This is a genomic window from Desulfohalobium retbaense DSM 5692, from assembly GCF_000024325.1.
Taxonomy (GTDB): Bacteria; Desulfobacterota; Desulfovibrionia; order Desulfovibrionales; family Desulfohalobiaceae; genus Desulfohalobium; species Desulfohalobium retbaense.
The window spans coordinates 2063079-2088689 of the sequence record NC_013223.1; the positions used below are offsets into that span (position 1 = coordinate 2063079).

Sequence of the window (25611 nt, forward strand, 5' to 3'; positions counted from 1 at the left end):
TCAGGCCCGGTTTTGACCGGTTCGTTTGTCTTGTCGCGCGAATACATGGAAAACGCTCGGCCCCAGCAGACAGGTCAATAAGGCCAGCAGGACCAGGGCATCCTTGGTTTCCTGGTCGATAAGCCCCTGCTGCAGCCCCAGCGTGGCCGCGGCCACAATCAGACTCAAACGTGACGAGAGCAGCGCTCCAGCTTGCAGGGCCTGCCGCAGACGCATGCGGCGCAGGGTAAACAACAACGCGGGCAGAGCTTTGACCAGTACGGCTATCGCCAGCAATTGCAGGGTCAAAATCATCTGCTCTCCGCTCAAAATATTCCCGATATCAAACTCCAGCCCCACATTGATGAAAAAAATCGGGATCAGGAATCCGAATCCCAAAGCTGAAATCTTGCTTTCCAGGGTCACTTTGTTGCGAAAGACGAAGGAAAGCACGCTGCCGCCGAGAAAAGCGCCCAAGACCGGTTCCAGATGGACCAATTCGGATAGCCCGACAAAGAGAAAAAGCAGCGCCAGGGAGAGGCGAACCCCGATTTCCAGGGAATCCTCAGCAGCCAACATCCGCTCAGCCTGACACGGATACCACCAGGCCCACAACCGCCCGGCCCAGAGGGCAAGGCCGAAACCGAGAAACAGGGGCAGGGGAGAGACGAATTGCCAGCTTATGCCGTATTGGTGCCAGAGCAGAAAAAAGGTGATCGCGAACAGGGTCAAAAAATCAGCCAGCGAGGCGGCAATGAGCAACCCCTGGCCGAACGGGGTCCGGCTGAGCCCGGCCTGCTTGAGTGTGGGCATGACCAGCCCCAGAGACGTCGTAGCCAGAACCAGAGCCATGAAAACGCCCCGTCCCAGGACAAGGGCCCCGGCCACCGCCAAGGCCAAGGTGCTCAGAAAGAGCAGCAAATGGAAACCGAGATAACTTTTCCGCTGTCGCAGCAGCATCCCGAAATCGATTTCCATCCCGGCATGGAACATGAGCAATAAAAATCCAAGATGTCCCAGAAAGCCGATCCATTCACCGCCGAATTCCAGCCCGAGAACGCTCTTGCCTAAAACCACCCCGAAAAGAATCTCCACCACCGGAGCCGGCATGCGCAAGACACGGCTCAGCCCGGGCAGCACAGCCACGGCCAAGGCCAGAATAAGCAAGGCGGACGCCTGATCGAGAACCATAGTAACCTCGTCTGGACCACGTCACCGGTATCGCACCACAATGGAACACGTCTTCACTTGTTCCCCCGCACTGCTCTTCAAATCTTTTTTTGCGCGCCGTGCTTTTGGCGCGGAGAAAGATTTGAAGAGCTAGACCACCGGAACAAGCAAAACAGAACCTTTCGTCCGGCGCGTGACCAATTCCGGAATATTCGGGGTCAGCAAGCGCTTCTGCGCCCTGGAGCACCCCATGACCACGACATCGCTTTCAGCAGCGGCGGCCACAATTTCCCGAACCGGATTGCCTTCCCGGAGTTGCTCTGCAATGGCGATCTTGTGGACATGGGCCAGTTCGCGCAGGGAAGCAAGCACGTCGTCGACCCACTCACCGCCGCCCGGCCCTTGAACCACGTCCGATTCCTGAACCACAATCGCTTCTATTGTGCCCCCGGTCTGCCGCGCCACATCAATGGCGACCTCCATTCCAGCCACCGCTACGGACGAGCCGTTGAAAGCCACGGCTATGCGTTCATAGCTTTTTGCGCCACGCCCCAGCAACAAAGGGCACCCCAGAGAATGCGCCAACTCGACATGCGGCGGGCGCTTGAAGATATCTGCCCAGGAGACCACCAGAGGAGGCCGGAGGACCAGGCCGGTGTTTTGGGCCTGACAGACCCGGTGCAAAACACGCAGATCTTCTTCCGCGCTGTAGGTCTCCACCCGCGGCAGACGGGACTGGGGCCATTGGTCGAACATCGTTTGCCCCGGAGCGGTGTCCTCCGGGGCCACCACTCTGACCTTTTGCACCCGGGTATTCTGGGTCACATACAGCCCCTCCTGAAGCACTTCTTGAACCCCTGAACCCTCTGGGAGCTGAATGACCAACGTCTGACCGTAGGTCAGAGGGAAATGGGGCAGACCGCACTCCATCAGCGAACAGACATTGTTGAACACGTCTCGCTGCCCGAGAATGATCAACCTATCCGTCTTGCCCACCCGCATATCCGGTTCAGGAAAAAGAATACGGCCCTCGCGATACAGGGCCACGATGCGCCATTCGGCGTTGACCAGGGCAGAAATGCGGCGTCCGACCAGCGCGAAATGGTCCGCCGCGTCGATTTCCACCACCTCGGCCTCGGTGATATCCAGTGGATGGACCTTGATCCGCGGGTCTTGCAGGTAATGATAGATATTCTGGGCCAAAACACGGCCCGGCAGGATGACCCTGGCCCCGAGATCCCGAAAGGCTTGGACGTCGAGCTGTTCATGGGCCAGGGCCAGAACAGCCCCGACTTCTTTTTTTCTCGCGTGTTCAGCGATGGCCAGATTAACCTTGTCCGATCCGGTCAAGGCCAGGACATAGTCCGCGTTCTCCAGGCCCGCGTCCTCAAGCACCACAGGACTCGAAGCGTCACCGGCTTGGATCCGCTGGATGCAGGGATGGGCGGCCACGAAGTCCTGCAAGCGTTCCTTCTCAGGATCGACCAGAACCACGTCCCAATTCTCGCCCATCTGTTTGAGCAATTGGGCCGTGGTATCCCCGGCTCCACAAATTAAAACACGCATTGTCATTCTCCTAGGCAAATCGTCCACTGCGATGGAGTCCGTCAATCACAATTTGTCAATAGCTGTTGGGAGTGCCGCGTCCGCAAACTCTGCCAGACCGGCAGGCCCTCGGAATCCCGAGTCCCCTTTGCTGCTGCACTGGAGCAATTGAACAGCGCCGTCCTGCCCGCTTCCCGACGAGCCACCCCACCGGCAAGATATCAAGGCTGATCGTGGTTTCGGTGTATACCGATTTTGCTCTCTTTTCTACCGTTGTCTTTTCAGAGAGTTCCCCGGGCCAACCCGGCGAAGGGCACAAAAAAACCCCTTCCAGGCCTGTTCCTGTCAGGGGGCAATAGCATCGCTTCCACCGCCGCACGGTAGCCAGTGGACACGGCTGCCGCTTCGGGACGCTTTAAAGGGGAAACTATTCGATTTCGTACGTCGGCACAGCGCTCCGTGGAAACTGGTGCTCCTTTTTCTGCCGGATACGTTTGTGTTTGTACATATTGGCGTCAGCGCGGGCGAAAAGTTCTTCGAATTCCTTGTCTGTCAGGGACAAAGTACTCACCCCCAGACTGACGCGCACCGGTATCTCTTCCGATTCAAAAGGCACGATCATGGCATTGAGCGCTTTGCGCAAGCGACCCATCAATTCCACCGCCGCGCCGTAGGGGGTCTCAGGAAGCAGTATGGCAAATTCGTCCCCTCCGAGGCGGGCCAGGATATCCGTTTGCCGCAGGCGTGACCTGAGTGCTTCGGCCAGGGATTGCAGGACGACATCGCCCGCGGCGTGCCCAAAACGGTCATTGAGCCCCTTGAATTCGTCAAGGTCCAGCACCAGCAGTGACAGCGGACGCCGATACCGTTGGGCGTTGTATTTGTATTGGTCGAAATAGCGGGTAAATGCCAAGCGGTTGTACACCCCGGTCAAGGCGTCCCGCTCGGACTGGGCCTGGAGTTCCTCAAAGAGTTTCTTGCGCTTGGTCATGTTCAAAACGACCCAGACCACCGCCTGTTTCTGTCCCGCAGGCCGGTGAATGGGATAAACACGGCCTTCGAACCATTGCGCGTGTTCAGGGCCATCTGAAGGGGAATCGATAACCTCGTCGGGAGAAAGGGCGTATTCGACGATCTGCAATTCGTGTTCGTTCAAGGCTTGCCTGACAACCTGCAGGAACCAGTCCGCCTTTTCCTGGGGCAAAACATCGTGCATGGCGTGGCCCACAAGATTGTGCCCGCTGTCGTAAAGGCCCCGGGCCTGTCCACCCATAACGGCCTCGTAAACCCCATCCTCGTTCACTACCAGAATCGGATCGGGAAAAGCTTCCTGCACGGCAAGAAACTGCTGGAACGCCTCGTCGAGATCGGTCTTCGGGGCATTTGGAGGTACGTCCATCATCGCTTCTCCCACACCGGGCGCCCTCGCCCTTGTATCGCGCTGCTGTGCTTGACTCGCATGGCATGTCCCTCTATCACCTGAAACCTTGATCACCCCTTACTCAAGCTGTAGCCATTTCCGTAGCCCTCGTCCAGACAAAAAACAGACGCTTGCGTCAATCCCTACGGAAGAGCCGAGCCGAATTATCCGCCTTGGCCTTCCAAGGCATTCCTGCCGGGAGCGCCCTCTTCAAGCCAGTACCTGAGATAGTCGCCCCCAATCCACAACCTCCAGGACAAGACTCCCGAAACGGTGCCTCTTCATGGCTACCGGATTTCCGGCCCCGGAGTTGACCGGATACACTGCTGCTCAAAAAACAAGGCCCTCAAAGGAGACCAGTATGGCATTTTGCACTTCGCTTCACTGCATGGACGGCCGGATCCAGGCCCCTCTTTTGCAATACATCGCCCGCTGTTTCGGCTACGCTTGGGTGGACAGCATCACCATTCCCGGAGCCAACAAAGTTTTGGCCGATCAAGACCCAGCCCCCACAATCACGTCCATACTGGAACGGATCGCCATCAGCCGGTCCAAACACGGCTCCTCCCTTCTCTTTGTCTCCGGCCACGCCGATTGCGCCGCCAATCCGGTGGCCAAAGAGCCGCAACTTGAACACATCAAAGCAGCGATCACCTTTTTGGACCGGGAAGTGCCTGAAATGACGAAAATTGGTCTTTGGATCGACGACAACTGGACAGTCCACCGCCTCTCCCTCTAAGCCAGAAGCCGAGCCCGACTGCCCCTGTGTAGCGGGATCATGCAACCGCCCAAGGCCGAAGATTGCACTCGCTCCATCGGGGTTGCGGGACTGAGGTGAAAACGCGCGCTCCTAGTCTTCAGGATCTGTCATGCCTTTTTCCGAACAATTTTTGATCGCCATTGCCTTGGCAATGGACGCCTTTGCCGTGGCCATCGCTTCCGGTGTCGCCCTGCGCCGGGTCACTGCCCGGCAGACCTTCCGTCTGGCCTGGCATTTTGGCCTGTTTCAGGCCCTGATGCCCATCATCGGCTGGTTTATGGGGGTCAAAATCCGCCCCTACATCGAAGCCTTCGACCATTGGCTTGCTTTCGTCTTGCTGGCGTACCTGGGCGGCAAAATGATCCATGAAGCCTTTGAAGACGCGGACACCAAAGACAAGACCGATCCTACCCGCGGCGCCTCATTGGTCATGCTCTCGGTGGCCACGAGTATCGACGCCTTTGCCGTAGGGCTGAGTCTGTCCCTGCTGGGCCTTGATGTCTGGTTCCCAGCACTGATCATCGGGCTGACAGCCTTTGCCTTTACGGTGGCTGGCCTGCACATCGGCCGTCTGGCCTGTCGAGGCCGCCGCCTCAGCTTGTACGCCGAGATACTGGGCGGTGTGGTCCTCGTCGGCATCGGAATCAAAATCCTCATCGAACACGAGGCGCTGTGGTTTTGATTCCCGGCCCGGGTAGCGGTGCAGTATTTGGCTGTTGAAAACGTCTTGTCTTGCAAGCCGTTCAGGAGAAGGACATGCATTTTCCTCGCATTAGACCGCGTTCGCACCTCAGGGAAGGACTGCTCATCGTGGGTGTCGTCACGCTGCTGGCTGCCTGCACTCCCCCCGTCCCTGAAGGACAACCGTCGAAACGCTCAGAAGCGCAGCCCCCTGATGATCGTATTGTCGTAGGGGTCCCGGCAACAATGGAAAGGACCATGCCCAGGGTTGTTTTTTCCCATGACCAGCATCGGGAAATGGAGTGCTCACTCTGCCACCATGCAGGCCCTGCGGGGACCTTTTCCTGTAGCGCCTCAGGCTGCCACACCAAACCTGCTCCGCGTTCCGATGCCTTGTCGTGTTACGCCGCCTTCCACGCCGATTCCGGTCCCTCCTGCCTCAATTGCCACACGGAAGAAAAAACGCACGGGCACAACCAGGACGTTCCGCTCCACTGCGCCTCCTGCCACATTCCGAACACTACCGACTAACGCCGACTGAGGGCAAAAGTTCCTTAGCAACGACAACGGCCCGACTTCAGCCGGGCCGTTGTCGTTGCTAAGAGGGAAAGGGAGCAGGATCAGGAGTCGTCGTGTTCCAATTCGTGCTCCAAACGGTCCAATAGATCGGGATGGCTGGCGGCATCCTCCCGGGCCTTGCGGAAATGCTCCGTGGCCGCCTCAGGCTGCTCGAGATTGTATTTCAAGACAATACCGAGATTGTAGCGGACCCAGGGATCATCGGGAGTGATTTCCAACAACTGCCGCAAGGTCCGGGCCGCCTCCTCATGCGCATGGGTCCGATATTGCGAGGTGGCCAGGTACATCAGGGCCTGGGGATGATCGCCCTTGATGTCCAATGCTTTCCGGGCAAACCTCGCCGCCTGTTCCGGGTTTTCGGATTCGAGAAACGCCCCGGCAAGGGCCACCAGCGTGGGGACGTGCTCGGGATTGTCCTGCAGAGCCGCCATCAATTGCTGGACCCGTTGCATCTGCTCCTGATCCTGCGCCTGTTGCCCCTGCTCCATGCGCACCGGATCGTGGGTGAGCCTGGTAAAAACCGACGTCAACAACAAAACAGCCAGGACGCCGCCGAGCAAGAGCGCCGTGACCTTGTGCTTCTCTGTTACCACCCTATCCATGATCCACCTCCTGGGCATTGCGCGGATTGGCCGCTGCCTGGGAACGCTGGCGCCCGCAGACCACAAGCCCCGCCAGACAGAGCAGGGTGCCGCCTATCCAGATCCAATTGACACCGGGGGTTATGCTGACCTTGACCGTAGCCGTATCATCCGCAGCAAGCCCCATGAGAATGCCGTAAACCTCCCGGCCCAATCCGGGCAGGACCCCCGCTTCAGCAAAGGTCTTGTTCTCAAAATTGGCGTACACTCGCCGTTCGGGACGAACAAATCCCTGGACCTTGCCCCCGCGCCGGATTTCCAGCACCGCGCGCTGGAAGGTCATATCCCGCAACTGGCCGCGCTCGGCCGAGGCGTAAACGACCCGGTAGCCGCCGACTTCAAAAGCATCGCCGGGAGCCAGTTGGGCCTGGTTCGAGACCTTCAAGGGGCCGGAGAGAGCAACGCCGATAACCATCAGCGCCAATGCGGCATGAGCCAGGTACATGCCCCATTGCTTGCGCGACCGGCGCGCCTGGGGATACCGAAGCACACAATAGCCGGCGGCCACGAGACACGCACCGCCGCCGCCCAGGGCCAGCAGCACAACCGGCATCCTGACGCCAAGCGTTGCCGCGGCTGCAATGGTCAGGAGGCCGGAAGCCAATGCGATCCCCATCCCTCGGGAGTCTCTAAAACCGCCTCTCCAACCGCGAAACGGGGCCACAGCAAACAGCCAGGGCAGTAACGCGAACAGGGGCGTGCAGACCCGATTGAAGAACGCGGGACCGAGGCCGACCGTATGCCGACTCCACAAAGAACTCAGCACCGGCCACATGGTTCCAAGCAGGATGACCACCGAAAGCGCGATCAGGAGCCAGACGCCAAGGGAAATCAATCCCGCGCGGCTGTCCGCTTTGGGAACGGAGGTCTCTGAGCGCATCCCGCCCCAGAGACTGACAGGGATGAAAAGCGCTATAACGCCCATAGCCAAGAGCAGCGGCAGCCCAAGGCCGCTGTCGCCGAAGGCGTGCAGCGACTGTACCACGCCGGTGCGCACGATATAGGTTCCGAAAAGACAGAGGATATAGGTGGCCACGATCAAGGCGACGTTGGACCGCTTGAGCGCACCGGTTCGCTGTTCAATCGCTGCGGTGTGCACAAAGGCCGTGCCCGTAAGCCACGGAATGAGTGAGGCATTCTCGACCGGGTCCCAGGCCCAGTACCCTCCCCAGCCCAGTTCCATATAAGACCACCAGGCCCCCAGGATGATCCCGACTGTCAAAAAGACCCAGGCCAGGAGTGTCCAATTGCGCATAGGCCGAATCCACTGCCCACCACCCCCGGCGACCCCATGGGCCAAGGCGGCACAGGCGGGTAGTCCGAAGCCGGCGTAGCCGAGAAACAACAGCGGGGGATGGAAAACCATGCCCGGATGGCGGAGTAAGGGATTCAAGCCGTTTCCGTCAGACGGGGCGGGCATGACTTCCTGAAACGGGTTGCTCCAGGAGGTGAGGACAAGAAGGAAAAAGGCCTGAATGGACAGGTAAAACGCCCAGAAAAAAAGCTTTTTCTGCGGTGGCATCTGCCGTTCAGCAGGGCTGAGCGCGAACACGCAGCCGAGCACGGCCGCGGTCCAGGCCCAGAAAAGCAGCGACCCTTCCTGCCCGGCCCAAAAGGCGGTGAGCCGATAAAAAAGCGGCAGGGCCCGGTCAGTGTAGTCCGCCACATAGGCAAACGAAAAATCACTGCTGACCAGGGCCCAGGTCAAAATGACCGCAGAGACGGTTAAAAATCCGCCATTGGCGAAAATCGCCCAGCGGCTGACACGGCCATCGTGTGTTTGCGGCCGCTGTATGGCAGCGAAAAGAGAAAATCCGGCCCCAGCCAAGGCCGCGATCTGCGCTGCCAATAAAGCGGCATACCCCAAGTACTGCATAACAACTCCTTTGTCTGTAAAGTGGAGGTGCTTATGCAGAAGAAGTGCCAATCAAATAAGTAATCGAAATACTTATTTTTAAATCCAGAAAGCCGGGCACGGCTCACCCTATGTGCAATCCAGTGCACCAGCGCAGCCGCCCGGTCGCGACAGGCGAGAGCGAAAGTGTTGGGGCAAGGCCAACATCCCCAAACCATATAGGGAAAAAATGGATCTGAACCGGTATCGCGTTTACGTGGGACGCGAACTGGAATGCGACCGGTGCACGGAGATGATCCGGGGTGGGATCTCCCGGTCTCGGGTCCGGGAGCTGCGCCACCCGATCAGGCCAAAGGCGGCACCCAAACAAACCAGACTCAGGACCACGGCTGAGATTTCCGGGTCGCCCAACGGATGGAGCCAACTCCCCAAAATGGCCCCGAGCACCATGGCCGCCAGAGGAAAGAGATAGAGGATGCTCACGGCTTTGCTCGAGGATTCCTGCACAAGAAGAACATCGACCACCTCCCCAAGGCGGGCTCCGGGCTCGTTCGTGGCCCGAACCGTCACATCCCCGCTGGCTGTCAGACCGCTGCAACAGCTCCCTTCGCCGCCGCACGAACCGCACGCCTGCGGTTTCGGCAATTTCACCGTGGCCATGTTGCCCTCAACAGCGACAACCACTCCTTGCGTCTGCTCTTCTCGCATGCCAACTCTCCTTCCAGGACATAAAAGCCTAGCGGCCCGGTCACTCCTGGAGGTCTTTTTTCATTTGTTCAAATTGATCCTTATCAATTTCTCCACGAGCGTAGCGTTTCTTCAGAATATCCAAAGGAGATTCTTTCTCACCAGTCCCCGGCGACGAGGAGGTTGAGCCGCTTTGCCGCCCGCTTGTGCGGAGCAGACCCACGACGACAATCACCACTATGAGAAGCAGGAGAATCATCCCCCAACCGCCGAAGGGCATCATGTGCCCCCAGCCCCAATTGCCGGGGCCGTGTCCGTATTGAGCGGTCATCGGTAAATTATTCCAGAACATACATATCTCCATGACTGCAGGAGCCCCGAAGCGCCACCTGGGCCAGCTCGGGGTGCCCCTGCAAGACACTGTTTACCAGTTGTTGTGCATCCAGCCTGGGCCCATGCCATAACCACGCATCATGCCCGGACCCATGGCTGGACCATGCATCATGCCCGGACCCATGGCTGGACCATGCATCATGCCCGGACCCATGCCATAGCCTTGCATCATACCCGGACCCATACCATAGCCGCCCATCATACCACGGCCCATGCCGGGACCATGCATCATGCCTGGGCCCATACCGTATCCACGCATCATGCCCGGACCCATGCCGTAGCCCTGATCAACCCCCTGGGCCTGGAGTTCATTGCGCTGTTTGAGGCGAAGCTCGAAAAGGTCGGCCTGCACGTCCTGCACTTCCTCATACGCTGCCCTGGCTTTTTCCGGTTCGACCTGCGGTCCGGCCAGCAGAGCCTGGAGTGCGGCACGTTTGTTGACAAGTGTGGTGCGCAGTTGGAGATACTCTTGTTGGTATTTCTCACCGATCTCCTGCAAAGCCTGGTATTGCTCTTGGTCCATACCATACGGCCCGTACATCGGCCCCTGGTTCGGTCCAGCAGCATAGCCGCCTTGGCCGCGCATCATGCCCTGCTCACCATGGCCCTGGGCCCATCCGGCGGAAGTGGCCAGCAAAGCCACGAGCAACACCACACAGCCAGTGAAAAAAGTCCGTTTATTCATGTCACGCTCCTTTGTATTGGGTGCTTCGAAATTCCGGTTACCCTCCCAGAGGCAACATCCGTTCCAAACCCCAGTATCCCCCTGCATACGTCTTTTCCCAGGGCTTACGTCAATCTTTTTCTCACCCACAAGTGCAACACACTGCACCACTTGTGCACCCCATTTCGTCTTCGGTTCATCGCCCAGCGATATTTTCACATCCATGACAGGCCACAGAAAGTCCCACGTCGCAACAGACACCGCCTGTTGCGACCGATTTTTGGGCCTCCCTCCTGCTTTTCAGGGCCGTTGAACCCGCCAATGCCCCTTTCCTCTCTCAGCGCCACCCCCACAAGAGCAAATTTTTTCTGCACACATTGACACATATGCACAAACGCGCATAACAAAACCACAGGAAACTTTGCGGACACCACCCTTGCTCCCCATAAAAAATTTGAGACATGTCCTTTTTCATGGGCTTGCCTTGAGATGGTTCCGGATACCGGATCTTGTCCTCACACCTTGGAAGTACCAACGGAGGCCGAATGCCCTCACCATGTTTCTGCCCCTGGCCAAGCCCCCGCTCTGCTCCCCAGGGAACAGTCGATCTTCCCTATTTCCACCTCCATGCGTCACTCGAGGCCGCAAGGGATCCCGCTTCATTGTCCGAAGCGCACCTGTCTGGGGTCCTGTCGCAACTCCAACAACGCTGTGCCCCGGAATCCGCGTCCTTTTGGATCTGCCTGGCGCGTGTGGCCGAGGCCGCAATCCTGCGTGCGGCTCGGCTCGCCAATAGCGGAAATTTTACAGATTGCGGCGATTTGTTGGCCAATCCGCGCCGCATCGCTGTGCGCGCAATGGGTTCCCCCCACAAGGAATACAAACGCCGCCATACGCCGCTTAGCGACCAGTTCGCCCCGCCGCACTCCACAATTTGCGGCCAACGAGCTTACTTCATCCACAATTTCATGGTGACCATTGAAACCCCAGCCCTCTTGCCGCACCTGCACCACCTGCTGAGCACCTCCCAATATATCGCCCGGCGTTACGTGCACTTTGTCGAAAGCCACCTTGAACGGATAGCCGAGGTCCTCAACTTTCTAGCCTGTGACGGCATCTTTACCCCGACGGCCTTGGACAAGCGGTTGCAAACTCTCAAAGCGGCTCAGCAACACTGGTATATCAGCAACTTGTGCCATTTCGACTCAGACACATTTTGGCGACTCGGGCAGGCGGCCACGACATTCAATACAACATGCGTCGTCGACGATGTGCTCATTGCCTCCTCCGGCAGGAGGGCACATGTGTCGGATTGACCCAAACTCCTCCCTGCACTGGGACAAAATGACCCTTTTTATGCCTTTCTTTGCTATGCAAAAAATCACATAAGAAACCTAAATTCCTCGTGTTCCCTTCGTTGGCGTCGCACTTGCAGTTTGGCGTCGATATCTATGGTTTTGGATCGCGCAGCCCACACAACAATGGCGGCAGCGCACAAGGAGACTACAGGAAACGCAACCCAAGGAGGGGTCGAATGCAGAGCGTTTCGCAAATAATGGAAACCGTTCCTGTCGAAGAGGCCGTCGGCATGGTCTTGTGTCACGACATTACGGAAATTGTTCCCGGAACATTCAAGGGACGAGCCTTTCAAAAAGGACACGTCGTCACCTCTGACGACATCGAGCATCTCCTGCGTATCGGAAAAGAACAATTGTACGTGCTCAATCTAAAAAACGGGTTTGTGCATGAAAACGAAGCGGCTGAACGCATTGCATCCGCCGTGGCCGGAAAAGGACTTGATCTTTCCACGCCAAGTGAGGGGCGTATCAATATGCACGCCCGCTACCAGGGCATTCTCAAAATCGATGTCGATCGCCTCGACTGCTTGAACTCCATTGAAAATATCGTTCTGGCCACGGCCCACACCAATCACGAGGCGGCTCAAGGGCGTCCGGTCGCCGGAACACGCATCGTTCCCCTGGTCATTGAAGAGGAAAAAATCCAGGCAGTGGAGGATTTGTGTGCCGATGGGCCGATCATCGATATTCTGCCGTACCAGGCGCTGCAGGTCGGCATGGTGACCACCGGTAGCGAGGTCTACAAAGGGCGGATCAAAGACAGTTTCGGCCCCGTAGTCCGTAAAAAATTTCAGGACATGGGGTGCTCCATCTCCCGACAGGTCTTTGTGGCCGACGATATAGCCATGACCGTCAGTGCCATCGAGAATCTCATTGAAGAGGGCGCCGAGATGGTCGTCGTTACCGGCGGTATGTCCGTGGATCCCGACGATCTGAGTCCTTCTGCGATCCGGGCCGCCGGCGGCAAAGTGGTTTCCTATGGCTCCCCCACCTTTCCCGGGGCCATGTTCATGCTCGCGTATATCGGCGACGTGCCGGTCGTCGGCCTGCCTGGCTGCGTCATGTACTACAAAGCCAGTATTTTCGACCTCATTGTCCCCCGTATTGTGGCCGGGGACCCGGTCACCCGTCAGGACATCATCAAACTTGGCCACGGCGGCTTTTGTGCGGGATGCTCCCCGTGCCGCTACCCGATTTGCCCATTCGGCAAATAGCTCAGACGCGATCATTTTTTGAAACAGTCTTTCCCCACAGGCCGTTGCGGCCTGGGATAACCCCCAAACAGTGATATTCCGTAAGGAGGCTCCATGCTCAAAAAGACTCTGTGGATCAATGGAATGGAAAAAAAGATTGTCGCTGAAGCCGACGAAAGTCTGGCCAACGTGCTGCGCAAACAGCTCCACCTGACCGGCACTAAGGTCGGCTGCGACCAGGGCCAGTGCGGCGCCTGCAGTGTCATCATGGATGGCAAGGTTGTCCGTTCCTGCATCACCAAAATGCGTCGAGTTCCGGACAACGCGGCAGTAACCACAATCGAAGGTATCGGTCAGCCAGGCAATCTCCATGCCCTGCAATTGGCATGGATGGTCCACGGCGGCGCCCAATGTGGTTTCTGCACACCCGGCTTTATCGTCGCCGCCAAGGGATTGTTGGACACCAATCCCAATCCGAGCCGCGAGGACGTCCGCGACTGGTTTCAGAAGCACCGCAATGCCTGCCGTTGCACCGGGTATAAACAGCTCGTTGATGCGGTCATGGACGCGGCCAAGGTCGTTCGTGGCGATATGAGCATGCAAGACTTGGCCTTCAAACTCCCAGAAGACGGACACGTCTGGGGCGGCTCCATGCCCCGGCCCAGCGCCGAGGCCAAAGTCACCGGCACCTGGGATTTCGGGCGCGATTTGGGACTGTTCATGCCGGAAAACACCTTGCAACTCGCCCTGGTCCAGGCCGAGGTCTCCCACGCGAACATCAAATCCATCGACACGTCAGAGGCCGAAAAAATGCCCGGTGTGCATGCGGTCCTGACCCACAAGGACGTCAAGGGCAAAAACCGCATCACCGGCCTGATCACCTTCCCCACAAATAAGGGCGACGGCTGGGACCGTCCCATCCTCTGCGACACCAAGATCCACCAATACGGCGACGCCATGGCCATTGTCTGCGCCGACACCGAAGCCAACGCCAGGGCGGCGGCCAAGAAAGTCAAAGTCGATCTTGAAGAGCTGCCGGCCTATATGAGCGCACCGGAAGCCATGGCCGAAGACGCTATTGAAATCCACCCCGGCACGCCCAATGTCTATTTCGAACAAAAAATCGCCAAGGGCGAAGACACCGCATCGGTTTTCGAAAAAGCCGAAGCTGTGGTCGAGGGCGACTATTATGTCGGCCGTCAGCCCCATATGCCCATCGAGCCGGATGTCGGCTTCGCCTACCTCAATGAGAACAACAAATTGGTCATCCAATCCAAATCCATCGGACTCAATCTCCATCTCGCCATGATTGCCCCGGGCATGGGCGTGGAGCTCGAAGACGTCATCATGGTCCAAAACCCCACCGGCGGCACCTTCGGCTACAAATTCAGCCCGACCATGGAAGCCTTGGTCGGCGTCGCCGCCTTAGCCACCGGCCGTCCGGTCTTTTTGTCCTACGACTACCACCAACAGCAGACCTACACCGGGAAACGCTCCCCGTTTATCACCAATGTCCGTCTGGCGGCGAACAAGGAAGGCAAATTCCTGGGCATGGAGACCGACTGGAGCGTGGACCACGGGCCGTACTCTGAATTCGGCGACCTGTTGACCCTGCGCGGCGCCCAGTACATCGGGGCTGGCTACGACATCGCCAATATTCGCGGTGAAGGCCGTACCGTGTGCACCAACCACGCCTGGGGCTCGGCTTTCCGGGGCTACGGTTCCCCGGAATCGGAATTCCCGTCGGAAGTCCTGATTGACGAACTGGCTGAGAAACTCGGCATGGACCCCTTCGAACTGCGCTACAAAAACGTCTATCGCCCCGGCAGCACGACCCCGACCGGGCAGGAGCCCGAAGTCTATAGTCTTCCGGAGATGATGGACAAATTGCGTCCCAAATATGAAGAAGCCTGCAAACGCGCCAAGGCGAACTCCACAAACGACGTCAAGCGTGGCGTGGGGATCTCGGTGGGCGTTTACGGCGCCGGCCTGGACGGCCCGGACACCGCTCAAGTCGACCTCGAACTCAATGAAGACAATTCAGTAACCGCCTACACTACTTGGCACGATCACGGTCAGGGCGCGGACATGGGCCTTCTGGGGACCGTGCACGAAGCCTTGCGGCCGCTTGGATTGTCTGCGGAACAGATCCACTTGGTCATGAACGATACGGAAAAATGCCCCGACGGCGGCCCCGCCGGCGGCAGCCGCTCTCAGGGCGTCATTGGACGCGCCGCTATCGCTGCGGCAGAGAACTTGCTCAGCGCTATGCGCAAGGACAATGGATTCATGACCTACGAAGAGATGAAGGCTGCCGGCCGCGAAATGCGCTACAGCGGCTCCTGGAGCGCCCCGGCCGCCAATTGCGACGAAAACGGCCAGGGCAACCCCTTTGCCCTCTACATGTACGCCGTGTTCATGTCCGAAGTCGCAGTGGAAGTGGCTACCGGCAAGACTGAGGTCGAACGGATGGTCATGGTCGCCGATCCCGGCGTGGTCAACAACCGCCTCGTCGTCGACGGGCAGAACTACGGCGGCTTGGCCCAGGGCGTCGGCCTGGCCTTGAGTGAAGACTACGAGGACATTCAGAAACACTCGACCTTGATCGGGGCTGGGTTCCCGTACATCAAACAGATTCCTGACGATATCGAATTGATGTATGTGGAAAGTCCGCGGCCGGAGGGGCCATTTGGCGCCTCTGGGGTCGGGGAACTTCCGCTGACCAGTCCGCACGCCTCTATCATCAATGCCATCGCCAATGCCTGCGGCGCCCGGGTCCACGAACTCCCGGCCCGCCCGGAAAAAGTCTTGGCGGCCATGCCCAAATAACCCGGTATTCCTGGAGGGTGGGGAGCACGACTTCCCGCCCTCCAGGGCTGGGCCGGACAGAATGTTTTTTTCAGTTCGGGGCAAAATCCCAGAACCACGGAAACTTGATCCACAATTTTTTGTACCAGATTCGCCCTCGAACTCTGTGCGTGCGCGGAACAGCGTATTGCGTGGCAGGAAAGCGTCCCTGGCACCTCTTTGCGTCCGGCGCCTCCCTTGCCTGGGTCGGCAGTAACGCGCCCCCCTTCCAAACGACAAACCGCTTGAACAGGATACGGCATGGACCAAACGGATCTGCGTAGCATCGAATACCAATGCATCCAGGAAGAATGGGCCTATTGCCGCGCGGCCTGCCCCCTGCACGTGGACGCTCGCAGTTTTTGCATGGCTCTGGGACAGGGCAAGCACGACGACGCCCGGGCTGTTTTAGAAAAAACCATGCCCATCGCCGGCATTCTGGGGCGGGTCTGTGAAGCGCCCTGCGAACGAGCATGCAAACGCCAGGAGGCCGGCGGAGCGATTCAGATCGGACGGCTGGAACAATTCTGCGTCCGCCACACCTCGCGGCGCAAAAAGCCCATGCGCATCCCGGATCGCGGTCGCCGGGCCACCGTGCTCGGTTGCGGCATCAGTTCGCTGACCGTAGCCCACGATCTGGCCCGCAAAGGCTACCGCATCCAGGTCTACCACTCCGCTGCGGCTGCGGAAGACGACCTCACGGTCCGATTTACGGAGCAGCAAGTCCCCCGCGCGGCCATCAGCGAAGAATTGGCGTTTCTGCACAGCCTCGGGGTGGAGTGCACCGCCCAGAAATGTACCCAAGAATTGGTCCTCTCGCTCCTGGAGCAGGGACACGTGGTCTACGTCGGAGTAGACGCGGTGGACCCGGCGGTTTTGCCCTCAGGCCTGGACACGAGGGAGGCCGCCACGTTGGGGGCGCCGGAAGAAGGGCTCTTTTTCGGCGGCGTCTCCGCTCGCAAGGGTACTGCCAGCGCTATTGCCGACGCGGCTGAAGGCCGCAGTGCCGCGATCTCCATGGATCGACTGACCCAAAAGGCCTCGTTATACGCTGATCGCGACCGCGAAGGCCCTCTGGACACCCGCCTGGTCACCAGCCTGGAAGGGGTAGAAGAGATCCCGCCCCAGCTCACCGGCGATCCCCATAGCGCTGACCCGGAAATGGTCCGGGACGAGGCCGGACGCTGCCTGGCCTGCGAATGCATGATCTGCGTGCGCAACTGCCCCTATCTCGAAGCCTTCGGGGAGTATCCCAAACGCTACGTGCGCCAGATTTACAACAATGAGGCCATCGTCCACGGCACGCGCATGGCCAACAACCTCATCAATTCCTGCATGCTCTGCGGGTTGTGCACCACCCTGTGCCCGCACGATTTTCCCATGGGCGACGTCTGCCGTGAGGCCCGGGAGCGCATGGTGGGCAAAGACACCATGCCGCCATCGGCGCATTGGTTCGCCATGCAGGACCTCGAATTCAGCCAAAGCGAGGAGTTTTTCCTCCTGCGCGACGACCCCGAACACGAGAACTGCGCGTGGCTCTTTTTCCCCGGCTGCCAATTGTGCGCCACACATCCACAGCAGATCGCCCCCACCTTCGACTGGCTGCGGCACAACCTTTCCGGCGGCGTTGGGCTGGCTCTGAGTTGCTGCGGCGCTCCGGCCCATTGGGGCGGCCGCAGGGAGCGCTTTGCGGAAGTCACCCGGCAACTCCGGGATGCTGCCAGCGGCCTGGGGCAGCCCACCTGGATCGTGGCCTGTCCCACCTGCCAGAGCATGCTCCAGGCCATGGACCAGCCGCCGCAGCTCATCTCCCTGTGGGAGGTGTTCACCCGGCACCAGGGGCAGCTGCCACCGCTGACCGCGGCCGAAAAAGCGGCCCTGGTCGACCCCTGTACGTCCAGTGACCAGCCGCAGGTCCAGCAGGCCGTGCGCAACCTGGCCCAGGAGAATGTCGCCACCATCAGCGAACCACGCCGCAACGCCGAGGAAGCGGCCTGTTGCGGCTACGGCGGCCTGGTCAGCAACGCCAACCCGGAAGTCGCCGCCCGGGCCGCAGAGCAACGCTGCCAGGGCAGCGAGGGTGATGCGCTGACCTATTGCGCCATGTGCCGCGACCAGATCGCCCGCAGCGGCAAACCCGCCGCCCATATACTTGAACTCCTCTTTCCGGGCGACAGCGCCCCGTTTCGCGCTCAGGGCACCACCCTCTCCCTGCGTCGCGGCAACCGGCGCTGGCTCAAAAACCAACTGCTGACGACGTATTGGAACGAGCCGGGCCTCGCCGCTCCGGAATACGCTGCCATCAAACTCCAGATGGAGTCCGAGGTACGCGATCTACTGGACAAGCGGCGCATCCTGGATTCGGATATCCAGCAGGTGATCCAGGATGCCGGGAGCGCCGGACAGCGGTTTTACGACACCGAATCCCAATCCTCTCTAGCCAGCCTTCAACTCGGCGAGGTGACCTTCTGGGTCCATTACACCCGGCAACAGGACAGCAGCTATCAGATCCACACCGCCTACAGTCACCGCATGATCATCAAGACCGTACAGAGCAAGAGGGCATAATGCAGGTCAATCAACATTTCCGGCCCCCATCAGGGCAATGGGTCTGCGCCCAGTGCCAGGAGCCCCTGGAGGAAGGTCAGGTGGAACTGCACTACCTCGGCAGCAGCTTCACCGTCGGCGCCCAGGTCTGCCCCCAATGCCGCCAGGCGCTTCTCCCCGAAGACATGGCCACCGGCAAGATGCTGGAGGTGGAAAAGCTTTTGGAAGACAAATAGCGAGGTATCGTGACCCAGCAGTGTACCGCCTACACCTCCCCGACCATGCACCAGGCCCTGGGCCAAGCCTTGCGCCCCGGTGGCCTGGAAACCACCCGCCAGGGCCTGGAACAGGCCCCGTTGGCCATGAACGCCCGTATCCTGGACGCCGGGTGCGGTTTGGGGGCCACAGCGGCGTTTTTGCGAAACCAGGGCTATCAGCGGGTGCTGGCCCTGGACCGCGACCGCGATCTGCTCCGTAGCGCCCAGAAACAGGTGGCCTGCCTCCAGGCGGATATCACCGCCGTACCGTTGGCCACCGCGAGTCTGGACGCCGTGTTCTGCGAATGTGTGCTTGCTCTGTTGCCCCGGCCGCAACAGGCCCTGGCCGAAATCCGGCGCGTCCTGCGACCCGGGGGACGGCTGTACTACAGCGACCTGTACGCCCGCGCCACTGCCGCACCTGCGGCCGCAGCCCCGGGCAGCACCTGCCTGGCCGCTCCTGCCACCCGCAGCACGCTGCGCCAGCGCCTTGACGGCGGTGGATGGCAGATCCTGCGGGAAACAGACCAGACCGAATTGCTACGTCAAACCGCGGCCCGGATCATTTTCGAGCACGGATCTCTGGAGCGCTTTTGGCAGGCCGTTTTCGGGGCTTGCCGGGGCACGTCCTGCGCCGCCGGCATCCAAGCTCTGCGGCCGGGATATGTCAGTTACATCGCCGTCAAAACGCATTGAGGCCATTATGGAAGACGATACCTTGTTCCGCGTTTTACCCCTGGCCCAGCAGGGGTATTGCTGCAGCCAGATCATCCTCCGGCTCGGCCTGGAATACCAGGGCGCGTCCAATCCCGCCCTGATCCGGGCCGCCTCCGGTCTGTGCCACGGTGTCGGTGGCTGCGGGCATACCTGCGGCGCCCTGACCGGCGGGGCCTGCCTGCTGGGGCTCTATGCCGGCAAAGGACAAGACAACGAGGAGGCCCACTCCCGTTTTCCACTGATGCTGGAAACCCTGGGACACTGGTTCGCGGACACGGCCTGCGCCGCGTATGCCGGCACCACCTGTCAGGCGATCCTGGGCGAAAACACCACCCAGCCCAATCCGGATATCTGTGGACGGCTCATCGCCGACACCTTGGATCAATGCCTGACCATCCTTATGGATAACGGCATCGATCCCACCGAGGGCCCGGATGCAGTATAGGCAGCAAACGGCCAGTCTCTGTCCCGTCTGTCTGCAACGGATTCCAGCCTGGCGCGTGGGCACGGACACCGACATGCGCCTGGAAAAAGCGTGTCCGGAACACGGCCATTTCGCCACCCCCATTTGGCGCGGGCTCCCGGGGTTCGGGGAGTGGAAACGGGACAAACTCCCGTCCCAGCCCCCGGTCTGCCATACCCAGCCTCAGGCGGGCTGCCCGTTTGACTGCGGCCTGTGTCCTAACCACGCCCAACACACCTGCACCACGCTGTTGGAAGTCACCCAGCGTTGCAATCTGGGCTGTCCGATCTGTTTTGCCCGCAGTCTGGACAGCGGCACCGACCCGGACCTGGACACCCTCGCCCGGAATATGGCCCACATCCGGGAAACCGCCGGCCCCTGCACCCTGCAGCTCTCCGGCGGCGAGCCCACGGTGCGCGACGACCTGCCGGAGATCGTCCGCTTGGCCGCGGCGCAGAATTTTCGCCTGGTCCAACTGAACACCAACGGCCTGCGCTTCGCCCGGGAACCGGAATACGCCCGCGCCCTGCGCGAGGCCGGCCTGGAGGCCGTGTTTTTCCAGTTCGATTCCGTCCATGACGCCGATTACACCACAATCCGCGGCCGGGCCCTGTGGGAAGAAAAACAACAGGCCCTCACAGCCATGGGTCGAGCCGGGCTGGGCGTAGTATTGGTCCCGACCCTGGTTCCCGGGGTCAATACCCGGGCCATCGGCGCCATCCTGCGCTTTGGTGTCCAGCACCACCCTGTGGTCCGCGGAGTCCATTTCCAGCCCATCAGCTATTTCGGGCGCTACCCCGCCCCGCCCGCGGACACAGACCGTTTGACCCTGCCGGAGATCATGCGCGCCCTGGAAGAGCAGACCGCGGGCCTGGTCCGGACCCAAGATTTTTTGCCCCCCGGCTGCGAACACGCCCTGTGCTCCTTCCACGCCACCTATGCGGTGGCCGCCTCCGGAGAACTGCAACGCTTGGGCGGGGCCTGCTGTAGCGAGGGACCGATTCAGGCCGCGGACGGGGCCCGGCAGACCGTGCACCTCACCGCCCAGCGCTGGCGGGGGCAACAAACGGGTTCCACCACAGGCCCAGAAACCAATGAAGACGACCTGGACCGCTTCATTGCCCGGGCCCGTGAGGCCAGCTTCACCGTCTCGGCCATGGGGTTTCAGGACGCCTGGACCGTGGACCTGGAGCGTCTCCGCGGCTGTTGCATCCATGTCCACGCCTCGGACGGCAGGCTGATCCCCTTTTGTGCCTACAATCTCACGGCCGCTAACGGACGACCGTTGTACCGGAGGTAACATAGCGCCCCCCACCATTGCGCACGGACACCGGCGGCCCCGGCCTTGCGGCTCTGGGGGTTTTGAACCCCCGCCTGAAAACTGGCTGAGCGAACGAAACAGCGTTCACTCCTGCCAGCTCATAAGCGGATATTCGGCTTGGACAATGACAAACGCCTCCTGCTTATTGCCACGCCCAGCGTGGCGAAAAGGCCATCCGCGGCAGGCAGGAGTGCTACGCTGCCTGTGAGCGAGTTTTTTCAGGCCGGGGGGCAAAATCCCAGAGCCGCAGAATCCCCAAACAAACTCTGATTCAACCTGTGGAAATTGCCACGGAATGACGAGCGAGCTACGGACAACTCGCCAAGGCAAGAGCCGGGGAGGAAATGCCGGGGCCCAACTCGGACTCCCCTTGAACCTCCCCAGCAAAGGGATACCTCTATGCCCGTCACGCAACTCGAATCCTGGATTTCCCTGCAAATCGACCTGCCTCGCAAGACCGTGCTCTCCCGCACTGCCCTGCGCAGGTGGCAGCTGGACCGCTTGCGGGCCACCGTGGACCTGGCTCGCACCCACAGCCCCTGGTACCGCAAGCGCCTGCAGGACACCGTTCTTCCCGAAACCGAGGACCCGACAGTTCTGGTCCAGGCCCTGCCCTTGACCACAGCCGAGGACATCCGCGCCCACGGCCCGGAAATGCTCTGCTGTTCGCAAGCAGCCATCGAGCGCATCATCACCCTGGAATCCTCCGGTACCAGCGCCGCGCCCAAACGGATCTTCTTCACCAGCGACGACCTCAAAGCCACGAAGGGCTTTTTCCAGTACGGCATGCGCCTGGTGGTCGGTCCGGACGACAAGGTATTGGTCCTCTTACCCTGCCAACGGGACAATGACGTGGGCAATCTCCTGGTGGCCGCTCTGAACGAAGCCGGTATCGCCAGTCGCGCCCATTGGCCACCCCACGACCCCGAGGCCCTGGCCCGCGCGGTGCACGAGCACGAGGCCCACTGCCTGGTGGGCCTGCCCCAGCACATCCTGGCCCTGGCCCGGCACCCTCGGTCCGGCTTGGCCGCCGCGCACCTGAAAAGCATTCTGCTCTGCTCGGACTACACCGATCCCTGCGTCCGCGAGGCCATTGCCGCCGGCCTTTCCTGCCGCGTGCACATCCATTACGGGTCCACGGAATCCGGCCTCGGGGCCGCGGTAGAATGCAAAGAGGGCCTGGGCTGCCATATCCGGGAAAACGATCTGCTCTTCGAGATCATCGACCCCGACACCGGAGTGGTCCTGCCTCCAGACACCGTGGGAGAAATCGTATTCACCACACTGACCCGCACCGGCATGCCCTTGCTGCGCTATCGCACCGGTGATATCGGGCGTCTGAAAAGCCAGCGGTGTTCGTGCGGCAGTATTCTGACCCGCTTGACGGACCTGCAGGGTCGACTCGACAACGCCATCACCTTTCCAGGACAGGGAACTTTGTCCCTGGCTGCTCTGGATCAAGCCCTTTTGGCCCAGCCGACGATCACTTCGTACGAAGCCGCTGTGTACGATCCGCCTGACGCTACCCCGGAAAGTCCCCCGCGGCTTGCCCTCGACCTCGTTGTCAGGCCGGGCTCGCAGCGCACAGGAGAGGATTTGGCCCGCCAGGCGCTCCTGACTGTCCCGGTTTTACGCCAGACAGTACTTGCCGGTCAGTTGACGCTGGAGATCTCCACGACCGAGGTCCCGTTTGAGCGCTCGCATACCGCCAAACGGTCGCTTTCCGATAAACGCCACCTCTCGCAAAGGGAGTACCATGCGCAACGTTCTTGAACTTATCCACCATGAACTGCAAAACAACGCCCCCGTCGTCAGCGCGGTCATCCTGTCCAGCACCGGTTCCACCCCCCGCAGGACCGGTTCGCGCATGGCCATTGCCCGGGACGGCCGCAATCAAGGCACTGTTGGCGGAGGACCGGGAGAGGCCCTGGCCCAGCGCAAAGCGGCCGAAACCTTTCAGGACAAATGCCCCTGCATCCTCCAACTCGACCTCACCGGGGAGCAGGCCGCGGAGGCTGGCATGATCTGCGGCGGACGCCAGGACATCCTGCTTGAATACATCGCCCCCACTCAAGAAAATGCAACCTTTTACGGTTCCCTTCTTCAACGCTGGGACAATGGCCAAAGTGCTCTGCTCTACACCGCCTTCACCTCGAATGGTGCCGAGGTCGGAGACCTCTCCCGGGCGCTGGAGACCGATGGTCTGACGGCCTCTGCTCCCGTCCAGCTCAAAGAGACGGCAAGAACCAAAGGGGCCCAGACGCGCTTGCCCTTTTTGGTCCACGAGGCGCAGCACACCATTTTGATCGAACCTTTGCGCCCTTCCGGAACAGTGGTCATCGCCGGAGCAGGACATGTAGGGAAAGCGACCGCGGATTGCGCCGCTCTTGTCGGCTACGAGACAGTGGTTCTCGACGACCGTAAAGAATTCCTCCACCAGGACCGCTTTCCCCCAAGCACGGTCCGACACCAATTCCCTGATTTCGGCCATTGCTTCAACGAGTGTCGCATCACTCCTGAAACCGCTATCGTTATCGTCACCAGAGGCCATGTCCACGACAAGACCGTGCTGGATCAGGCCCTGCAGACCCCGGCCGGATATATCGGGATGATCGGCAGTCGCAAAAAACGCGACGCTATCTATGCGGCATTGATTGAGGCAGGCTGGGACTGGAAGGATTTGGAGCGGGTCCATTGTCCTATTGGCTTGTCCATCGGCGCTGACACTCCGGAGGAAATCGCGGTCAGCATCGTCGGCGAACTCATTCAGCACCGATCTGGAGGCCGTTAGATGCCGACCCAGAAAATCGGGGCCGTCATCCTTGCCGCCGGACGCTCGACCCGGCAGCGCGGTTTCAAACCGTTGCTGCCCATTGGGGGGCAGACGGTTATTCAGCGCTGCCTGGAGCTTTTTCAGCACCGGGGCGTCGCCGACAGCGTTGTCGTCCTGGGATATCGCGGGGAAGAATTACGGCCGAAAGTGGAAAAGGCGGGGGCGCGGGCTGTCGTCAATCCGGATTTCGATCAGGGGATGTTTTCCTCGGTCCAGGCCGGAGTAGCGGCCTTGAGCCCGGAAACGGACGCTTTCTTTGTCCTGCCGGTAGACATTCCCTTGGTCCGCCCATTGACCATCCGCCTGCTGTTGCGTGTCCTGGCGCTGAACAAATCCAACGAGGTTTTCCTTCCCTCGTTTCAGGATCAAACCGGGCATCCGCCGCTGCTACGCGCCACTTTGCGCTCGCGTATCGCTACCCACGACGGCACCGGGGGACTGCGCCGGATTCTGGAGACGGCCTCAACCGTCCAGGTTCCGGTCCCGGATCAGCACATCCTTGTAGATATCGATACTCCAACGCAGTACGAATACGCCCTCACCTTGTGGCAACGTTACTGTCTGCCCACGCCCCAAGAGGCCGAAGTCCTTTTGGATTGGGAGACAAAGGGCGATGCCGATATCAGTGCCCACAGCCGGCAGGTGGCCTCGGTCACCAAACGACTGGCCCTGCAGATAAACAGCCGAAACCCGGGCAGTGTGGATGTCGACCTTGCCGTTGCCGGCGCCCTGCTCCACGACATTGCCAAGGGCCAGCCCCGCCACGCCGATACCGGAGCCAAACACCTCAAAGCCTGTGGTTTTGCCCCGGCCTTGACCGCCATCGTCGCTCAGCACGCGGATTACGAACCCGAAGAAAAAAGCCCGGTCACCGAGACCGAGATTGTCTATACGGCCGATAAACTGGTCCAGGGCAGCCGTCTTGTGGGTCTGGACGATCGTTTTCGCGCCAAATACGAGGCCTTTGCCGGAAACACTCACGCCCGACAGGCTGTTCTCCGGCGCTGGAAGCAAGCCAGCCAAATCGTTCAACGGGTCGAACACGCCTGTGGCGTGCCACTGGATACCCTCCTATGAGACCCACACATACCCTCTCTATCCTGCGCCATGGCCAACGCCACCAGGACCCTCAATGGCGCTACACCGGCCAACGCGAGGTCCCGTTGACCGCAGTCGGACGCCGGCAGGCTAAAGAATGGGCCCCTGTCTTCCAATCCTGGTCCATTGCCCCAATCTGGACCTCGCCCCTCGGTCGATGCCAGGAGACGGCTCGAATCATTGCAGCGGCCTTGCAGTGCCCCCTGGCTGTCGAGCCAGCCTTGCTGGAAATCGACCTCGGCGACTGGGAAGGGTTGACCCGAGAGGAGGTGCGCCTGCGCAATCCCGGGGCCTATGAAGCCCGGGGAAAAAACATTGCCACCTACCGCCCTCCCGGTGGAGAAAGTTTTGCCGATCTACTCGAGCGGGTCCGTCCCTGGGCCGAAAAGACCCTGACCCGCGCTGAGCAAACCGTGGCTGTAAGCCATGCCGGTGTCGTCCGCGTACTGGCCTGCTGGGCCCGGAACGCCCCATTGGAGCGGCTGTTCGACTTCACCCCCCCTGAGGGCACTATGACCATTTTCCATGCCGACCACACCGGTATCCATCTGCACGCCCTCGGCCTGTCGGTGCAAGAATTCACCGCCCGGGGGCTCCAATGAC

Annotated in this window: 23 protein-coding genes; 15 read left to right on the plus strand and 8 right to left on the minus strand. The window is 60.3% G+C overall.

What is annotated here, in order from left to right; translation table 11 throughout:
- The 3 genes from DRET_RS08985 to DRET_RS08995 form a co-directional block, all read right to left on the minus strand.
- Positions 1–1170 (minus strand): cation:proton antiporter, encoded by a 1170-nt coding sequence (locus DRET_RS08985; RefSeq protein ID WP_015752222.1) that lies wholly within the window; start codon positions 1168–1170, stop codon positions 1–3.
- A 129-nt stretch (positions 1171–1299) separates the two neighbouring features.
- Positions 1300–2715: an NAD-binding protein gene (locus tag DRET_RS13055; RefSeq protein ID WP_015752223.1), complete on the minus strand. Its 1416-nt coding sequence runs from the start codon at positions 2713–2715 to the stop codon at positions 1300–1302.
- 406 nt (positions 2716–3121) lie between these two features.
- Positions 3122–4096: a GGDEF domain-containing protein gene (locus DRET_RS08995; protein WP_015752224.1), complete on the minus strand. Its 975-nt coding sequence runs from the start codon at positions 4094–4096 to the stop codon at positions 3122–3124.
- 379 nt (positions 4097–4475) lie between these two features.
- On the opposite strand from DRET_RS08995, the gene DRET_RS09000 reads away from it, so the two are divergent.
- The 3 genes from DRET_RS09000 to DRET_RS14050 all read left to right on the plus strand — a co-directional run bounded on the left by DRET_RS09000 (position 4476) and on the right by DRET_RS14050 (position 6086).
- Positions 4476–4853: a carbonic anhydrase gene (locus tag DRET_RS09000; RefSeq protein ID WP_015752225.1), complete on the plus strand. Its 378-nt coding sequence runs from the start codon at positions 4476–4478 to the stop codon at positions 4851–4853.
- A 130-nt stretch (positions 4854–4983) separates the two neighbouring features.
- The gene (locus tag DRET_RS09005) at positions 4984–5556 is read left to right on the plus strand and encodes a manganese efflux pump MntP (protein ID WP_015752226.1); all 573 of its coding nucleotides are present in this window, start codon (positions 4984–4986) and stop codon (positions 5554–5556) included.
- A gap of 74 nt (positions 5557–5630) precedes the next feature.
- On the plus strand, positions 5631–6086 hold the full coding sequence (locus tag DRET_RS14050; protein WP_015752227.1) for a cytochrome c3 family protein: 456 nt from the start codon (positions 5631–5633) through the stop codon (positions 6084–6086).
- An 89-nt stretch (positions 6087–6175) separates the two neighbouring features.
- Here DRET_RS14050 and DRET_RS09015 read toward each other — a convergent pair whose 3' ends face one another.
- From DRET_RS09015 to DRET_RS13060, 5 genes are all read right to left on the minus strand, one after another.
- Positions 6176–6736, minus strand: coding sequence for a tetratricopeptide repeat protein (locus DRET_RS09015; RefSeq protein ID WP_015752228.1), 561 nt, complete (start codon positions 6734–6736; stop codon positions 6176–6178).
- A complete protein-coding gene (locus tag DRET_RS09020) occupies positions 6729–8651 on the minus strand; it encodes a heme lyase CcmF/NrfE family subunit (RefSeq protein ID WP_015752229.1) in 1923 nt (640 codons plus the stop codon). Before DRET_RS09020 ends, DRET_RS09015 begins: the two co-directional genes overlap by 8 nt.
- Positions 8652–8882: 231 nt before the next feature.
- Positions 8883–9338 carry a SoxR reducing system RseC family protein gene (locus DRET_RS09025; protein ID WP_015752230.1) on the minus strand — a complete coding sequence of 152 codons (456 nt, stop codon included), beginning with the start codon at positions 9336–9338 and terminating at the stop codon, positions 8883–8885.
- Between the two features lie 40 nt (positions 9339–9378).
- The gene (locus tag DRET_RS09030) at positions 9379–9669 is read right to left on the minus strand and encodes an SHOCT domain-containing protein (RefSeq protein WP_015752231.1); all 291 of its coding nucleotides are present in this window, start codon (positions 9667–9669) and stop codon (positions 9379–9381) included.
- A gap of 72 nt (positions 9670–9741) precedes the next feature.
- Positions 9742–10395 (minus strand): periplasmic heavy metal sensor, encoded by a 654-nt coding sequence (locus tag DRET_RS13060; protein ID WP_015752232.1) that lies wholly within the window; start codon positions 10393–10395, stop codon positions 9742–9744.
- Positions 10396–10919: 524 nt separating this feature from the next.
- Here DRET_RS13060 and DRET_RS09040 point away from each other — a divergent pair.
- From DRET_RS09040 to DRET_RS09095, 12 genes are all read left to right on the plus strand, one after another.
- Positions 10920–11690: a hypothetical protein gene (locus DRET_RS09040; RefSeq protein ID WP_015752233.1), complete on the plus strand. Its 771-nt coding sequence runs from the start codon at positions 10920–10922 to the stop codon at positions 11688–11690.
- 239 nt (positions 11691–11929) lie between these two features.
- Positions 11930–12946 carry a molybdopterin-binding protein gene (locus tag DRET_RS09045; protein WP_041282559.1) on the plus strand — a complete coding sequence of 339 codons (1017 nt, stop codon included), beginning with the start codon at positions 11930–11932 and terminating at the stop codon, positions 12944–12946.
- A gap of 93 nt (positions 12947–13039) precedes the next feature.
- A complete protein-coding gene (locus DRET_RS09050) occupies positions 13040–15754 on the plus strand; it encodes a molybdopterin-dependent aldehyde oxidoreductase (RefSeq protein ID WP_015752235.1) in 2715 nt (904 codons plus the stop codon).
- Between the two features lie 279 nt (positions 15755–16033).
- A complete protein-coding gene (locus DRET_RS09055; RefSeq protein WP_015752236.1) occupies positions 16034–18340 on the plus strand; it encodes a pyridine nucleotide-disulfide oxidoreductase/dicluster-binding protein in 2307 nt (768 codons plus the stop codon).
- A complete protein-coding gene (locus DRET_RS09060; RefSeq protein ID WP_015752237.1) occupies positions 18340–18555 on the plus strand; it encodes a DVU_1557 family redox protein in 216 nt (71 codons plus the stop codon). The genes DRET_RS09055 and DRET_RS09060 overlap by 1 nt, the downstream gene beginning before the upstream one ends.
- A gap of 9 nt (positions 18556–18564) precedes the next feature.
- Positions 18565–19272, plus strand: coding sequence for a DVU_1556 family methyltransferase (gene trsM, locus DRET_RS13065; RefSeq protein ID WP_015752238.1), 708 nt, complete (start codon positions 18565–18567; stop codon positions 19270–19272).
- 7 nt (positions 19273–19279) lie between these two features.
- Positions 19280–19738, plus strand: a complete 459-nt coding sequence (locus DRET_RS09070) for a DVU_1555 family C-GCAxxG-C-C protein (protein WP_015752239.1) — start codon at positions 19280–19282, stop codon at positions 19736–19738.
- Positions 19728–21056 (plus strand): radical SAM (seleno)protein TrsS, encoded by a 1329-nt coding sequence (trsS, locus tag DRET_RS09075; protein ID WP_015752240.1) that lies wholly within the window; start codon positions 19728–19730, stop codon positions 21054–21056. The genes DRET_RS09070 and trsS overlap by 11 nt, the downstream gene beginning before the upstream one ends.
- Before the next feature lie 420 nt (positions 21057–21476).
- Positions 21477–22850 (plus strand): DVU_1553 family AMP-dependent CoA ligase, encoded by a 1374-nt coding sequence (locus tag DRET_RS09080; protein ID WP_015752241.1) that lies wholly within the window; start codon positions 21477–21479, stop codon positions 22848–22850.
- Positions 22834–23868, plus strand: a complete 1035-nt coding sequence (locus DRET_RS09085; RefSeq protein ID WP_015752242.1) for an XdhC family aldehyde oxidoreductase maturation factor — start codon at positions 22834–22836, stop codon at positions 23866–23868. Before DRET_RS09080 ends, DRET_RS09085 begins: the two co-directional genes overlap by 17 nt.
- Positions 23869–24987, plus strand: a complete 1119-nt coding sequence (locus DRET_RS09090) for a DVU_1551 family NTP transferase (RefSeq protein WP_015752243.1) — start codon at positions 23869–23871, stop codon at positions 24985–24987.
- Positions 24984–25610, plus strand: coding sequence for a histidine phosphatase family protein (locus DRET_RS09095; RefSeq protein WP_015752244.1), 627 nt, complete (start codon positions 24984–24986; stop codon positions 25608–25610). Before DRET_RS09090 ends, DRET_RS09095 begins: the two co-directional genes overlap by 4 nt.
- The last annotated feature ends 1 nt before the right edge of the window (position 25611 follow it).

Coding starts and splice junctions, on each gene's coding strand:
- DRET_RS09070 (WP_015752239.1), top strand. CDS start 19,280: ATGGAAGACGATACCTTGTTCCGCGTTTTACCCCTGGCCCAGCAGGGG.
- DRET_RS09040 (WP_015752233.1), top strand. CDS start 10,920: ATGCCCTCACCATGTTTCTGCCCCTGGCCAAGCCCCCGCTCTGCTCCC.
- DRET_RS09045 (WP_041282559.1), top strand. CDS start 11,930: ATGGAAACCGTTCCTGTCGAAGAGGCCGTCGGCATGGTCTTGTGTCAC.
- trsS (WP_015752240.1), top strand. CDS start 19,728: ATGCAGTATAGGCAGCAAACGGCCAGTCTCTGTCCCGTCTGTCTGCAA.
- DRET_RS13060 (WP_015752232.1), bottom strand. CDS start 10,395: ATGAATAAACGGACTTTTTTCACTGGCTGTGTGGTGTTGCTCGTGGCT.
- DRET_RS09050 (WP_015752235.1), top strand. CDS start 13,040: ATGCTCAAAAAGACTCTGTGGATCAATGGAATGGAAAAAAAGATTGTC.
- DRET_RS09030 (WP_015752231.1), bottom strand. CDS start 9,669: ATGTTCTGGAATAATTTACCGATGACCGCTCAATACGGACACGGCCCC.
- DRET_RS09000 (WP_015752225.1), top strand. CDS start 4,476: ATGGCATTTTGCACTTCGCTTCACTGCATGGACGGCCGGATCCAGGCC.
- DRET_RS09095 (WP_015752244.1), top strand. CDS start 24,984: ATGAGACCCACACATACCCTCTCTATCCTGCGCCATGGCCAACGCCAC.
- DRET_RS09060 (WP_015752237.1), top strand. CDS start 18,340: ATGCAGGTCAATCAACATTTCCGGCCCCCATCAGGGCAATGGGTCTGC.
- DRET_RS09090 (WP_015752243.1), top strand. CDS start 23,869: ATGCCGACCCAGAAAATCGGGGCCGTCATCCTTGCCGCCGGACGCTCG.
- DRET_RS09055 (WP_015752236.1), top strand. CDS start 16,034: ATGGACCAAACGGATCTGCGTAGCATCGAATACCAATGCATCCAGGAA.
- DRET_RS08995 (WP_015752224.1), bottom strand. CDS start 4,096: ATGATGGACGTACCTCCAAATGCCCCGAAGACCGATCTCGACGAGGCG.
- DRET_RS13055 (WP_015752223.1), bottom strand. CDS start 2,715: ATGCGTGTTTTAATTTGTGGAGCCGGGGATACCACGGCCCAATTGCTC.
- DRET_RS09025 (WP_015752230.1), bottom strand. CDS start 9,338: ATGCGAGAAGAGCAGACGCAAGGAGTGGTTGTCGCTGTTGAGGGCAAC.
- DRET_RS09080 (WP_015752241.1), top strand. CDS start 21,477: ATGCCCGTCACGCAACTCGAATCCTGGATTTCCCTGCAAATCGACCTG.
- DRET_RS09015 (WP_015752228.1), bottom strand. CDS start 6,736: ATGGATAGGGTGGTAACAGAGAAGCACAAGGTCACGGCGCTCTTGCTC.
- DRET_RS08985 (WP_015752222.1), bottom strand. CDS start 1,170: ATGGTTCTCGATCAGGCGTCCGCCTTGCTTATTCTGGCCTTGGCCGTG.
- DRET_RS09085 (WP_015752242.1), top strand. CDS start 22,834: ATGCGCAACGTTCTTGAACTTATCCACCATGAACTGCAAAACAACGCC.
- DRET_RS14050 (WP_015752227.1), top strand. CDS start 5,631: ATGCATTTTCCTCGCATTAGACCGCGTTCGCACCTCAGGGAAGGACTG.
- DRET_RS09020 (WP_015752229.1), bottom strand. CDS start 8,651: ATGCAGTACTTGGGGTATGCCGCTTTATTGGCAGCGCAGATCGCGGCC.
- DRET_RS09005 (WP_015752226.1), top strand. CDS start 4,984: ATGCCTTTTTCCGAACAATTTTTGATCGCCATTGCCTTGGCAATGGAC.